Genomic DNA, 13217 nt, shown 5'->3' with positions numbered 1-13217 from the left:
CCCTGTGAAAATGATTCAACTGTCTACCAAACCAAACCAGACCTTTCAGGACTGGCAAAGCGAATTCCTCTCTGTTTTTTTAATCGTGATTCTGACCATTTATCTCGAAAAAAGGGCTCACCAGAGTCCAGGCCCGTCGATAGTCCACATACGAATATGGGAAAGTAATGCATCACCGCAACTTCGAATCTTCGTCTCAGGTGCTAAGCCCTACCGCATCACCAAGCATCGCACTGGCAATATGCCAGATATTTGCGTGAATTACCTGAAATTATCCCCAAAACAACCACTGGCAACACATTTGCGTAAATTAACAAACACACAAATATTACCTTATGAATAGAAAGATCACCATTTTGGAGGATGATATGGATATCCGCGAAATATGCACCTTTATTTTTTCTGAAGAAGGCTACCAGGTACAGGGTTTTGCCGATGTCGCGAGCTTCAACAGCTCACCCACCCTACCCAGTATCTTCCTGCTGGACATCAGATTGCCCGACGGCGACGGCCGTGAAGTCTGCAACCGACTAAAGTCCGATCCAATCTACGCCGCAATTCCGGTTGTTATGATGTCTGCAAACACCGATCTGGCCAGTGTAATGGCGGAGTGTAGCGCCGATGACTTTATCCAAAAGCCATTTGACATCGAAAACATGCTCCAAAAGGTAGGCAGGTTGGTAGATTAAAGCCGCTGCATACCAAGAATTCATTGTATGTTTCTTTGGTGCAGAGGCGCTTGAAATCATAAGTCCTACATAGCGCGGTACCTGGTTAAATACTTTTTTAAACCCAATCTGGCCTGATGGATATACGTTTTGACCGTGCCAACAGGCATCTCAAGCTCTTCGGCAATTTCTACATATTTGTATCCCTCAAAAAATTTCTGGAATGCAAATCTGTATTCAAATTTCAATGTTGCCATCGCTTTTTGAATATCAGCCATTGCAAATGCCGTCTCTGCATCATTAGTCTCAGAATTATTGATATGGATGGAATTATCAGCCCCTGATTCCACTACAAAAGGAATTGCGCTTTGCAGCCTTTTTGAAATTATTGAGGTAGGTATTACGGATGTACAAGGTAGATACAGCTTAGATCAGCTGAACCACTAAAAAGAGAACCTGAACTTATCCAGAGGCTAAAAGTGCAATTTTCAAGGCTAAAACACCATCTTCTATGGTTACCTTAAGTTTATGGTCTTTATTCTCTATTTTTTGTATCAGATCACTCAATATAGATTGCACACACTTCCCATACACCTCGCCTTTAGATTGATTAATTTCAAAAGTACCCCTAATCACTTCATCTATGGGATAAGCAATTCCACCAAAAAGTTTGGTGGCTGTATCCTTGCTGTTGTTAGCGCTACCCCATCCCTCAGGTCTCGACATGTCTTCGGATGATTCCAATGACTCACTTTTTTGAATTATCCAACCCGGTAGCTCACTGATTTCTGCCTTGGTCTTGTTAGTTACCATTGCGTGTATTTTTCCTTTCAAGGGCATCCAGCCTTCAATTTCTATTCTCGCCAGGTCATATGCAAGTTGTATAGTCGTCTGTTCAAACATTCCCGGTCCCGAGAAAGCATGATAATAATTACCAATCAGCCCGTCATCATATACAACCATAGCCGCTACCCGGTCGCGCTGCTTACTGTTCCGTTGATGTGAAGCTCCAAATACCTGCTGAAAATTTTGTTTGGTTAGTGAATTCACAATATCAAAAAAATGTACACCATGTTCCACCAGGATGCCACCGGACATCTCTTCATCCCAGAACCAGTGTTCTATCGGCAAGGCCTCATCCTGGGCATAATTATTCACCACAACATGTCTTAATTCTCCAAAAGCACCACTTTCACCCAGCTTTTTAACTTTTTGCATGATGCTATTATACCGGATCATGTGATTTACAGTGATGATTTTGCCGGTTTCTTTCTGTACTCTAAGAATTTCTTCTGCCGTCTTTTCAGTTATGGCTACTGGTTTTTCGAGTAAGACATGTTTGCCTGCCTTCATTGCTTCGCATGCCATCTCCGCATGTAAGCCCGGTGGAGTAACAATACTTACAATATCGATGTCCGGATCGCCAAGCAGCTCTTTCCAATCGTAGTAAACCCTGCAGCCAGGAATATCATGGGTGCGCTGACCGGTTTCAGCGATGGCAACAACCTTTGTATTTTCCATCTTATCAAACCAATGGTGAAGAAACTTTCCGAATCCACCGTAACCAATTATTCCTATTCTATAGTTTTCCATGTGCAAATGCGTGATCAGTTGTATGACTATTTTCAATATATTCTAACCAGTGTTGTACGCAATTGGTTTTACCTTTCGTAGATATACGGTAGAGAAAGTGTGCGGATAGGGACACCAACTGTAAGTGAATAGATGAGGAACATAAAAATATTCATTCCAGCTTATAGGATCTAACAGTATGCAACTTAAACATATCTTAAAGCGTTTGCTCAATTGCCATTCCTGCAAAAGCATGGTCATCCACCCGGACACCAGCACCCATTTGAGCAGCCCGATCTATAATATTCATTTTAAATGGCTGAAGGTATGCGGTTGAATTCTTAAAAATCGGTTCCTGTTATCTCCTCATTCGCCTTTGAATCAATAATGTCGGCACCTACCGTGATTTCCCTCTATGGATCCATGACCTCAAGATCTTCAGGTTGAACACATTTGAAATCCTCATCAGGCCAAGCAGCTTGAATCTTGTATTAATGCAGCAGGTGTCGAAAGAAGATCCGTAAGTGCAGTAGTTCCATCAAACAAGAATAGCCTAAACACCTCGAGCGATAATTGGCCTAAATTTATTTGGCTCAGGTGGTAAGTTATCAAAACATTATTGTTTTAAACGGATTGTATTCTTACAACAACTCCTTACACTATGAAAACGAAAATTTTTATATTAACTGTTGCACTAGGTCTGGCACTAAGTGCATGCAATGGCAAACAGGCGGATGAGAAGAATGCTGACGAAATGAATCAATATACTGATAGTACAACAGGTCAAGATTCATTGAGTGCCGACACTACTCACGATAAAACCACCAACGCACCGGCCGATGCTGGCACAGAGCAGAAACAATAACCATTTTTCCGTGGTTAATTGGCGTCCAGTTTGAGAAGGCTGGGCGTTTTTTTGGGTTGATGCCTAGAGTTGGTATATTCTGCTCAAATTTATGACCAGGATATGTAAAGTTTTAAACCAGACAAATCCTGTCAATACTCTGAAATCTAAATCTTTTACGATAAATGGAGTGCACCATTTGGAAAATGATAAGAGCTGGATTTCGTAGATCTGAATGATGCTTTATTTGGAGGATTGATGAAATAGATGAGGCGCTTTTAAATCAGCTTAAAACAATTAACAAAGCAATCTTACCTTAGAAAAATCAAAGTGGTTTTTCTTTTAGCCACATCTGGCAACAGCTCAACAACACCCCAAGCCACTGCATAGATACGGTTAGGTGCCTTCTCGCCTTTTATTGCTGCCCAGGTTGTCTGTTCATATTCAGCCTATACAAACCTATGAACGTGATGGGATGTGCATTTCGGCGAAACGGGGTGACAGTTTAAATGCGGAACGGCGACCATTTTTGCCCAGATTGCCCTTGCCAAAAACCAAAATACAGACTCATCGCCAGCTATTGAAATTTCATCCTGTCCAACAGATCCATGAAGTATTGCTCACTCCAGATTTCCAGCATTCTGTCATCTTTAATAAATGGTCTCACATCTTCCTTTACATTTTCAAATGAGACAGTGCTAAACTTCTCTTTCAACATGTGCAACACATCTTTTTCCTTTAGTTCATCCTCCTTCCACTCGCCAGTATCTTTAGCACGCTTTGCAAAATGATTTAGGTCAAGCGGAATTCCTTTTTTTATATATTTGTTTTGGGTCGGACCCTGAGTTTGAGTCGATTTTAGAAGCCTGGGAGAAAAGAGAAAAGGGAAGTAGCACGACAAATGATAACAGCAAGAATTTGGAACGATTAAGCATGGAGATAGAATTTAAATTAAGTAGTTAGGTTATTTATTTTGTATCAGGGCGTTGTGTAAATCAATTGACTGTTACTTCATGATGATGAATCAGAATAATCTGTATGCTTATTTATTTTTTAAATTTAAAGAGCTCCTAATCTTGCCTGGAGAGAATAATGATGGTTACATTTACCCGCTATTTTAGCTGTAACGGTCAGCAATTTTATTCTTTACCGGTCTTTTCATTGACCAAAAAAGGGAAAATCTGGGTCGTTTCTTCAAGAGAAATAATTTTTTGCTCAAAAATCAGCCATTCCTTTTCAGAGACACCAGCCTGACGTGCCAACTTCGACAGGAACTTATAGTCTGTGCGTTCTCCTTTGTGCTTCAGGGCCGCTTTCAGCAGTTTATAGGTCTTCTGCTCTCCAAAAGTCCGCTCAAAGGCAAGCAAGATCATAGGGCCATAAGTGTAACGGTAAAGCTCATCAATTTCACCTGCTGCGTTAATTTTCGATAAAGGCGTTATCTTTTTCTGCCCAAGCAGTTTCTTTGCATTGGCAATGTAAGCTGTCGTGGAATCCTTTCCGTATTCATGCTCGGCAGCTTTTAGGGACATATATTCAGCAGTAGATTCCAAAAAGAACCACTTCAAGGCAGCATTGGGAATGAGCTGGGTTCCGAAATAATAATGGCCCAGTTCATGTGCATAAAAAGAGTATTTGATGATGTGATTGAATTTGCCTGTCCGCATATCGATCTGCTGATTAAAACGGCCGCCTGCTACCGCTATGCTGGGAAAAGTCACAAATCCCCAGGAACGGTTGGGACCAAATGGCTCGACGGCCTTATGCTGAACAAATGAAATCTTTTGCTGATAAGGTAGCCCGAGGGTTTTCTCATAGAAACGCTTGATCTGGTTGATCTGCTTGTTAAATGCAGTTGCCACGGGTACGGGCATTTCCGCATTTAGAAAGTCGCTGCCGTCAAATTCCTGTTTCTGATAATCGCCGGCAAACAGAAGCAGTTTATAGGGCATTTTACTGGTGAAGCTGGCAATTGGTCCCGGTTTTGCGGCAGAACCATTCAGGTAAAGCGTCTTGCAATCCTGACACTCCACCTGAATATCGTAGCTGACAGCGGCAATTTCGCGATCGTTTCTCGTATCATAAATCACCGGATACCAGCATCCGGAATCTGCTGCCCTTAAAGTCTTCCCGTTAAAAGCAATCACGCCCTGATAGTCAAAAAAGCTAAGCGTATCGGTATAGACCGGAAAAGCTCCAGAATAAACAACCCTCAATGAACCGGGAAGTGGGATATAATCTTTCCCATTGTGCATCCTGTACTTTAATACATCATCCCCCGGCGAGTCATTATACCGCAGGACACCGGTACTGTCCTTGATGAACTTCATGTTCATCCCCCTATTTAAAAAGACCCTAAAGCCTGTATCCAGCTTAGGGAGATTGGACAGGTTAAACTCGGCTTTGATCAGCCCCTCTTTCATGTTGATGGTCAGTTTTCCAGACAGATGGGGAACGGTAAGTTGTGCAAACAAGTTAAAGGAAAATAGAAAAAGAACGGAAGTAAGAGCTATTATTTTTGAGCGCATAAATAAATGGTTTGGCAATAAGTTAAGTTTGATTTTTTCGATAAAAATCAGACGTGATAAAATAAATTCAAAGATAACGGATATGTTCCTTTTTCCGGTTAAAGAAAAAAGCTTTCCTGAATATATAAATCGCGATCAAGAAAATGACCAGGCTAAGCAGTAGTCCTATAACTATTGGGAGAAATATAGAAGCGGCATCGAAAAACCGTCCCCAGTCCATACCCGAAAACAAAAAATACATTATCAACGCAAAGCTGATCATTAAAAGCGAACATAAAAAATAAAGAAGCGGAGGTTTCAGATCGTTCATATAGAGTTAAACGAGGTTTTTAGCAGATACGCAACAACAACATTGAATTATATTTTATCACCCGATTATTAGTCCTTGCTCAACATTATAATTCATATAAGATACAGCATCCGTCTTGTTCTTTGAGGCTTTGAGCTTTCGAATGTTGTTCACGTATTTTCTGACAAAGTGCAAATGGGTTTAAAAAGACAATAGCATTTCGCTCATCAGCTTAGCAGAATAATTTTTGACTAAGCTGATGATAGCAGGGTATTTCCAGTCTATTAATGCCGACACGTTTTTCTACATTATAAGTCCAAATGATTTAATGTGTTCCATTTATCCTTCCATAACGGCAACCTGCAGACCTTAGATATGGCTTTTTACTATCACTCCTCATTAAGAAATGTAATACCGAATGGTATGATCTGTCAACTTGAAAAACGTAATTGTTATTATGAAAAGAAATGTAAATATAACTTTGAGTAAAAATGTATTTGAAGGTTTCATTCAGATCTAAGGGTTCAAGTAGTCTTTCATCCATGGAGGTTCTCTAGCATAACTTCGTCGTTCTCATGGGCCAGTAAATTAAATAAAGAATTCCGCTGGTATAATTAATCAGATGACTTACCTGTAATCGGTTCCGAGCATCATAATTAACCTATCGTTTCCTGGCTGTTGTTCTAACATATGGAATACAAATCAGATAACGGATCTATTTTGTATTATTGCGATATGCACCGGTATTTATGATATTATGAAAGGTTAGGGAGTTGAGAATGTTGGCTGTTTTTAGTTGTCGGGTAAAATTCCTCTAGCGCGAGTTCGATTATCCCGATCAGGATAAGCAGATACCCATACAACTCCAGACATTCTTCTGCTGCGTTCTTTACTGCTCTAAAATACTGACCTTCCATTACTGCATGCCAAAATATCTTTCGTCCGAATAACCTGGAGAACACAAACGTAGTTATGAATCCTAACATCAGCATTCCTGAAGAGGAAAGTTTTACAAAAGAGTTTAATTCAGAAATCACTTTTTTGCGATTCCTGATCAAGAGAATTACTGCTGTAAAAAGAATGACTAAAACAGGATAAAACCAGGTTGTACGGCCAAAGTATTGTTCAAAGTAGACATCCTGTTCTCTTATAATAGAGACCATCGAAATTGTGGCCAGCATAAACCCTAGGTATCGATACCTTTGGCCTTTAAAGAAGATTGCTAAAGAAAGAGATGCAGATAATACAAGTAAGCCGGTCTGGGCCAATTCAGTGTAAGAGTCTTCCGAAAATCGTCTTTCAAGTGAGGCCTGCAATGCGTCGTATCTAATAAATTCGGCAAGGAGAAACACCAGTAGCGCGTAAAGTATATAGCGGATTAAGGTTAATATTGAATAATCTTTTTTCAAAGTGAATTTCATAGTAATATGTATTATTTGTTTAGTAAAACAAGAGTTATTGCTGGATTCTGGTTTATGGAATCATTTTTTGGATATTATGGTATGGTTTATTTCGGATTGTAATGCATTTTTTCTTTTCGTCAATCGTCTTTCAAATGAGATAATCATCTTACCAAATTGCGTCTTGCGAGCAGCCATTCGAAAAGTAAATATTCCAATTCCTGCGCAGCCAATCCCTCCTAATACGTCCAACGTGTAGTGGTGAGAAGAGTAAATGGCGGAAAACCATATACCGAGCATTACGATCAGAAAGAACAGGTTGATCATTCCGCGTCTGTTTTTCAAACCGAAATAGAATACAATTACAGGATATGCAGAATGCAAGGAGGGCATTGCGGCAAAAACATTTGAGCCTTTACTATAAATTCCTTTGAAAAGAGAAATATTGAAATAGCTATCGAACCGGGCTAGCCCCGCCGTATTGCCACGGGTTTGGGCTATAAATTTGAAGCCATGTTCTTGTACATACCATGGTGGGGCAGCCGGATAAAGATAGTAAATTACAAATCCTATTAAATTTACCCAGACAAATACCAGGGAGAACAACAAAAACTGGTGCTTATTTTTAAAAAATAGAAAGATGGCAAAAACCAGCGGAACAGGAACCCACATCAGATAGAATATACCTGACAAGATATCTAAAAAGCTATTGCTATAGATCTTCCAAAACTCATTAGGTGTTAAAATCAATCCATGAACGTTAATGCCAAAAATCTTTTTTTCTGCATCATATAAATCCTCAATATGCACCCGATTGTACAGGTAATTTGGAAAAGCCTTCATGTAGTCGAACAAGATCCAGTAAACGATGAAAATTGAAAAGCCGATAATGAATCTCCTCGTGCTATCCAATAAGTAAAACATCAGGTTGAAAATCAAAACCAATACGAGTTGATCGAATTTAAAACCAACGAGAAAGTAAGAAAGCAATAAATAAGCTACCGAGACGAACGAGGTGGTATAAATATCGTTCAAGCGGTAAAGATTTCTGTTAAAAAACTGATCTCCCATCCTACTTCTTCTCAAAATTTGATCTGAAAATATGATCCCAGAAAGTCCAGCTTACGCCATAACCCTTCGTGGCATCGGAATAATGGTGTAACATATGGTGGTGTTTTAATTTTTTCCAAAAGCCACTTTTAAAATTAGCATGATGAAGGGCGTAATGAACCATATCGTAGAATAAATAACCAATCATAAATCCTGCAAAAAAAGGATAATTGCAGTTTTGAGGAAGTAGCCATTCGAATAGAAAATAAAAGCCCATTGCCATCGGAATACTGGCGGAAGGCGGCATCACTAAACGTTTTGAATCATTTGGATAATCGTGGTGAACACCATGAAAAATAAAGTGAATTTTTTGTCCCCATGCCGCTTTAGGTTCAAAATGAAAAACATATCTATGCAAAACATATTCAGTGATTGTCCAGATGCCCAGTCCTAATAAAAACCAACCGACAAAATGAAATACCGGCATTTGTTCTAACCAGAGCGACTGGTAAGACAGAAATGCAATGACCGGAATATAAACGATTAAGGGGACATAATAGCGGACTTTCGACAGGCTTTCCATAAAATCGCTTTTAAACATCCTGATGGATTCAGTTGAATTCGAAACGAAATTCTTTTTCATGCTAGCTAAACTTTAATTCTTTCTGTTATTTGCTTTGATGGCACTGAGGCATCGCGGCCTTTAATTTCGACATATTTCACATTAGGGAACCAAAAAGAACCACCATCAATTCTTAAAAAAATGCGTTCCAGTTCCATTTTTTTATCATTAATGGTTGCGTAGACATGGTATTTTTTATCAAGCACTGATTTACTGAGGTACATTGGCAGCTTTTTGTGCGATGTAAACCGAAGTTCGAACTGACCGTTACCCAGGTCTTTGCTGATTATTCCATAGGCAAATTTCCGCTGAATGTAACTGAGTTCCTTCTTTTCACCCTTGTCTGCATAACGTATCCAGAAAACATTTACAGGCTTATCTTTAACTACCTCTCCATGTTTATCTACGTTTAACTGGCAAATGATGCTGTTGGTATTTGGATCACGCTGGAGATAAAAAAGCTGATTGGAAATTCCCTGAGGCAGCGGAAAAACGAGCGGCGACGGATCTGCGCCCTGAGCCAACACTTTTGAAGGTGATGCGAAGCCCAATGTTAATAAAACTAAAATCCCTGCAACAAAAGCCGCCTGGCTATTACCGCCTTTCTCATTTTTCTCCTGTTCGTCTAACCCTTTTTTCGCCTCCTGAAGCCTTTTTATGGCGGTTATATTGGTGAGAAAAGCCATTAAAGTAATTGGCAATGTAAAAATCGACATCGTTTCGAACACATGAAAAGAAATGCCAGGTATATAGATTTTATAATCACCCCCAATAAAATGCCCGGCAATACCACTTGCTATGGCAAAAACACCGATGGTTACCACTCTTTCCGGGCGTTGCATTAAGCCACCTTTGCACTCTACCCCCAGACCCTCTGCACGGGCACGGGTGTAACTCACCATCATAGAACCAATTAAAGCGATAAACGCAAAAAGTGAACTCAAAAAATAATGGTGTGCAACCAGGTAATAGCAAATGCCGAGAAACATAATCATTTCGCTGTAACGATCCAGAACAGAATCGTACAAAGCGCCAAACTTCGAGCTCATGTTTCCTAATCGGGCTACCTGGCCGTCAAGCATATCGAATAATCCGGCGAAAAGTACCAGCGCACCTCCCCATCCGATGTATGACATGTCGCCACGATTGGATTTTTCAGCCCCTAGTACAAAAATCACGGCTACGCCTATATTTAAAGCAAGGCCAATCGTAGTTACCGCATTAGGTGTCAGCCCGATTCTAATAAGCCCCCTGACAAAAGGATTTATAACGTTGTAGATGCCCAACTGTAGGCGATCTCTCAATTTTACGCTCTGCATAATATTTTGTTTAAAAATCAAATTTAACCCTCGCTCTTACTCCCCATTTAGAAACTTCCGGATTATCGAGATAGGTAAAACGCCGAACCATATCCACCCGCAATAATTTGAAGATATTCCCAATCCCCACACTTCCTTCAATATAAGGATCGTTGGCCAACGAATACGTTCTTTGTAAACCATTATCAAACTTGGGAAGCTGGTAAATTCCTGCCCCGATTGCCGGATCGTTCTCAACCCTTAAACCACCATAAAGTGCTTTAACGGAAAATACCTCCCGCAACTTTAATTTCTTAATTAACGGCAGCTTGTTAAAGAAAAAACCATTAAAATTATGATCGATATTGATGCTGACATAATGATCGCTCACAAACTCCAGAAAGTTCATTAGGTTATAAGAATTAAGCTGGTAAGCATAAGTTTGGTTTGCTCTGTGAATGGCCAATAACGGAAATGGAACTTTACCCGCAATATAGCTTCCCTCAAAAGTGACATCACTGTAGCCCAGCTGGGAAAGGTAAAAACGTTTATCAACTGTTCCTGTTATGTTGTGGTAATTGTATTCGCCACCCAATAAGCCCTTAATTCCGGCTGTATAACGCAGGTTGAAAACAGGGTAACGATCAGGAATGGGCGATCTGTAAATTTTGCCCTGAATAAACTTCTCATTTGGGGCATAACGCAGGGCCAAAAAAAGTTCGCTGGTGGTTAATCGGTTAACAGGTTCTGCAGAATTGGTTTGATAAGATAACCCTCCGGCCGGAGTCTGGCTCCATTTTTTAAAGCCAAGTGCGTAAGAAAAATGATTTTCATATTCATGAACATAATCCAGCCGGTAAAAATCATTGTAAAGCAGCATATCATTTACGCCACGCTTAAAAGACAGCAAAAAGTTATCTTCCTGCACAAACTGAAGCTCCTGACCCGGAATTTTGGTATCCCGCTGGAAACTTGCCCGCACATAATTTTGTGGAAACTGATAGATGGATTTATTATTTAACGAATAGGTTCCTGAAAGAAAAAATTTCCACTTCTCATCCTTGAAACCATATGCCGCGTAGTTTTCGAAGTAGAACCGCTTGCTCAACTCAGGCGTTGTTCTCCCGCCGAAACGTAAGCGAAAACCTTCTACATTGTTAAAGCTGTAAAAAGTATTTATCGGGCCGATTTCGTATGGACCAAGGTTGCCGTAACCCGCAAAAAGCAGGGTTGCAATTTTTATGGTTCGCTGAAAAGAGGGAATTTTTTGAAGTGTATCAATGTTGCGGTAAATCTTCGCCTGCTCTTTTGATAAGGGGTCTAATCGATTCGTTTCCCAGTATTTCTCGTCTCTTGTATCTGCTCCGGCAACGGAAACAACGCTTTTGCCCTGAAAAACAGTATCCGCCAGCTTAACATCATACTGGTAATTTTTGTACGTTGATGAACGCTCACCTGTAAAACCGATACCTTTAGTTTTGCCAATACCAAAATCGGCGATAAGCTTGCTTCTGCTCAAACTGTATTTGCCCGAATCTGTAGGTTCGAAATCAATATCAATCTTCAAAGCCCTTACAAAATTCAGGTTGATATTTTTATTTACCCCCATGCTTACTCCGGTGACAGCGTAGTGCGCATCATTGCTCACATACAATTTTCCCTCGAATAGCATATCGGTGGTATTTCTTGGGGTAAAAGAAAGTTCAATCACTTGATGATTTCCGGTTTTTATGGTATCTGTAATAAAAAATTTGTAAAAGGTTGGCGCAGCGTTTGCTATCGGACTCAAAAACTCATTACTGATGACCGAAATATTGTTTTTATAGATATCAATATCCTGGTACATCCGCTCAAAATAGACTTTCATTCCGTTGTTATCGATAAGCTGCTGATCGAAATTAACCTGCTTTTCGCCAATGATGACGGATTTATTCCTGGTAGGATCATTGGCAAAATACTTATCAGTGAGTTTCTCCTGGATGTAGATGGGTAGCAGATTTTTCCCGCCAATTAAGGTAGAATCCTGCTCCTGGAAAAGGAACTGATAATTTCTGAATATCTTTTTGTTTTTAAACTTTTCAGATACATTGCTCATCGAGAAAAGCATTTTATCGTACTGACGAAAGGACGCGGTGTTAAAATTCGAAATCCGGTTTTCATCCTTATGGACAATTACCTGGCGAATAAGTTCTACCGCAGGATTGTCTTTATTGCGGTATCTTATTTTTCTACCACCCACAACAACTACTTCGTCAAGCGATTTCGCATCTGGCGACATTGCTACATCTATTTGCTGCGATACTTTTGGAAGCAGGTTTTTTGAAACGCTAACATAACCCACGTAATTAAAAGTTAATCCGGTTGGGGTGCCCGATGAACTTAATCTGTAGTGCCCGTTAAGGTCGGTTTGAGTACCAATGGTTGTCCCTTTAAAAAAAACAGACACGTAAGGCAGCGTTTCTTTGGTAACGGCGTCTCGAACGGTCCCTGTAACAATAGTTTGCTGTGCATTAGCACATAAACTGTGAATTAACAGAAATATAGATAGAAAAAATGAATAACTAATTTTCATTTTGTGGGAAAATAAACTGCTTCTGCATATAGTAATTGTAGCTCAGTCCCATCACTATGGAAACTGCCATTTTTGAGAGCAAATAATTGAGATTTAAAAACCGGGTAAGCAGGTATACAAATAAAGTAACCAGCAATAAATTACCCAACCAAACCAAAATATATCTGATTACCTGCGGGTAAATGTTCTTTAAACCAGCATTGAATACCCAGTTCCGGTTGATGTAAAAATTGACAACGCCACCAGAAAAGGTACCTATTATGCTTCCGGCCACAAACCACAACCCAAAAATGCTTACGCAAAGAGCGGTAATCAGAAAGTCGCTTGCAGAAGCGGTTAGCGATGAGGCTTGTGCCTTGAAAAACGTGACCATA

General features: G+C 40.0%; 13 protein-coding genes. 3 read left to right on the top strand and 10 right to left on the bottom strand.

The window, feature by feature from the left end; genetic code table 11:
• The first annotated feature begins 10 nt into the window (after positions 1-10).
• On the top strand, positions 11-343 hold the full coding sequence (locus tag AC3ITD_RS05865; protein WP_489364849.1) for a DUF6766 family protein: 333 nt from the start codon (positions 11-13) through the stop codon (positions 341-343).
• The gene (locus tag AC3ITD_RS05860) at positions 336-689 is read left to right on the top strand and encodes a response regulator transcription factor (RefSeq protein ID WP_489364847.1); all 354 of its coding nucleotides are present in this window, start codon (positions 336-338) and stop codon (positions 687-689) included. The genes AC3ITD_RS05865 and AC3ITD_RS05860 overlap by 8 nt, the downstream gene beginning before the upstream one ends.
• Positions 690-754: 65 nt before the next feature.
• Here the strand turns inward: AC3ITD_RS05860 and AC3ITD_RS05855 are convergent, their stop codons facing one another.
• Positions 755-1018, bottom strand: a complete 264-nt coding sequence (locus AC3ITD_RS05855; protein ID WP_489364846.1) for an RNA polymerase sigma factor — start codon at positions 1016-1018, stop codon at positions 755-757.
• A 112-nt stretch (positions 1019-1130) separates the two neighbouring features.
• Positions 1131-2261, bottom strand: a complete 1131-nt coding sequence (locus AC3ITD_RS05850; RefSeq protein WP_489364844.1) for a Gfo/Idh/MocA family protein — start codon at positions 2259-2261, stop codon at positions 1131-1133.
• A gap of 640 nt (positions 2262-2901) precedes the next feature.
• Between AC3ITD_RS05850 and AC3ITD_RS05845 the strand changes: the two genes are divergently transcribed.
• Positions 2902-3105, top strand: coding sequence for a hypothetical protein (locus tag AC3ITD_RS05845; protein ID WP_489364842.1), 204 nt, complete (start codon positions 2902-2904; stop codon positions 3103-3105).
• Between the two features lie 556 nt (positions 3106-3661).
• On the opposite strand, the gene AC3ITD_RS05840 is transcribed toward AC3ITD_RS05845, so the two are convergent.
• The 8 genes from AC3ITD_RS05840 to AC3ITD_RS05805 form a co-directional block, all read right to left on the bottom strand.
• Positions 3662-3985 carry a hypothetical protein gene (locus AC3ITD_RS05840; protein ID WP_489364840.1) on the bottom strand — a complete coding sequence of 108 codons (324 nt, stop codon included), beginning with the start codon at positions 3983-3985 and terminating at the stop codon, positions 3662-3664.
• A 238-nt stretch (positions 3986-4223) separates the two neighbouring features.
• On the bottom strand, positions 4224-5612 hold the full coding sequence (locus AC3ITD_RS05835; RefSeq protein WP_489364838.1) for a M1 aminopeptidase family protein: 1389 nt from the start codon (positions 5610-5612) through the stop codon (positions 4224-4226).
• A 1044-nt stretch (positions 5613-6656) separates the two neighbouring features.
• A complete protein-coding gene (locus AC3ITD_RS05830) occupies positions 6657-7322 on the bottom strand; it encodes a hypothetical protein (RefSeq protein ID WP_489364836.1) in 666 nt (221 codons plus the stop codon).
• 60 nt (positions 7323-7382) lie between these two features.
• Complete coding sequence (locus AC3ITD_RS05825; RefSeq protein WP_489364834.1) at positions 7383-8387, bottom strand: phosphatase PAP2 family protein; 1005 nt, start codon at positions 8385-8387, stop codon at positions 7383-7385.
• Positions 8374-8994 carry a sterol desaturase family protein gene (locus tag AC3ITD_RS05820; RefSeq protein ID WP_489364832.1) on the bottom strand — a complete coding sequence of 207 codons (621 nt, stop codon included), beginning with the start codon at positions 8992-8994 and terminating at the stop codon, positions 8374-8376. The genes AC3ITD_RS05825 and AC3ITD_RS05820 overlap by 14 nt, the downstream gene beginning before the upstream one ends.
• A 5-nt stretch (positions 8995-8999) precedes the next feature.
• The gene (locus tag AC3ITD_RS05815) at positions 9000-10292 is read right to left on the bottom strand and encodes a DUF4833 domain-containing protein (RefSeq protein WP_489364830.1); all 1293 of its coding nucleotides are present in this window, start codon (positions 10290-10292) and stop codon (positions 9000-9002) included.
• 10 nt (positions 10293-10302) lie between these two features.
• Positions 10303-12843: a DUF5686 and carboxypeptidase-like regulatory domain-containing protein gene (locus tag AC3ITD_RS05810; RefSeq protein ID WP_489364828.1), complete on the bottom strand. Its 2541-nt coding sequence runs from the start codon at positions 12841-12843 to the stop codon at positions 10303-10305.
• Positions 12833-13216 (bottom strand): GtrA family protein, encoded by a 384-nt coding sequence (locus tag AC3ITD_RS05805; protein WP_489364826.1) that lies wholly within the window; start codon positions 13214-13216, stop codon positions 12833-12835. Before AC3ITD_RS05805 ends, AC3ITD_RS05810 begins: the two co-directional genes overlap by 11 nt.
• Between the last annotated feature and the right edge of the window lies 1 nt (position 13217).

This window comes from Pedobacter sp. KH_004, assembly GCF_057840755.1.
Note: the sequence above shows the minus strand (reverse complement) of the source record. Positions and strands in the feature narration are given on the sequence as shown.

Excerpts from the sequence above, each read along its gene's own strand:
- AC3ITD_RS05865 (WP_489364849.1), top strand. The coding sequence starts at position 11 with ATGATTCAACTGTCTACCAAACCAAACCAGACCTTTCAGGACTGGCAA.
- AC3ITD_RS05860 (WP_489364847.1), top strand. The coding sequence starts at position 336 with ATGAATAGAAAGATCACCATTTTGGAGGATGATATGGATATCCGCGAA.
- AC3ITD_RS05850 (WP_489364844.1), bottom strand. The coding sequence starts at position 2,261 with ATGGAAAACTATAGAATAGGAATAATTGGTTACGGTGGATTCGGAAAG.
- AC3ITD_RS05845 (WP_489364842.1), top strand. The coding sequence starts at position 2,902 with ATGAAAACGAAAATTTTTATATTAACTGTTGCACTAGGTCTGGCACTA.
- AC3ITD_RS05835 (WP_489364838.1), bottom strand. The coding sequence starts at position 5,612 with ATGCGCTCAAAAATAATAGCTCTTACTTCCGTTCTTTTTCTATTTTCC.
- AC3ITD_RS05830 (WP_489364836.1), bottom strand. The coding sequence starts at position 7,322 with ATGAAATTCACTTTGAAAAAAGATTATTCAATATTAACCTTAATCCGC.
- AC3ITD_RS05820 (WP_489364832.1), bottom strand. The coding sequence starts at position 8,994 with ATGAAAAAGAATTTCGTTTCGAATTCAACTGAATCCATCAGGATGTTT.
- AC3ITD_RS05815 (WP_489364830.1), bottom strand. The coding sequence starts at position 10,292 with ATGCAGAGCGTAAAATTGAGAGATCGCCTACAGTTGGGCATCTACAAC.
- AC3ITD_RS05810 (WP_489364828.1), bottom strand. The coding sequence starts at position 12,843 with ATGAAAATTAGTTATTCATTTTTTCTATCTATATTTCTGTTAATTCAC.
- AC3ITD_RS05805 (WP_489364826.1), bottom strand. The coding sequence starts at position 13,216 with ATGGTCACGTTTTTCAAGGCACAAGCCTCATCGCTAACCGCTTCTGCA.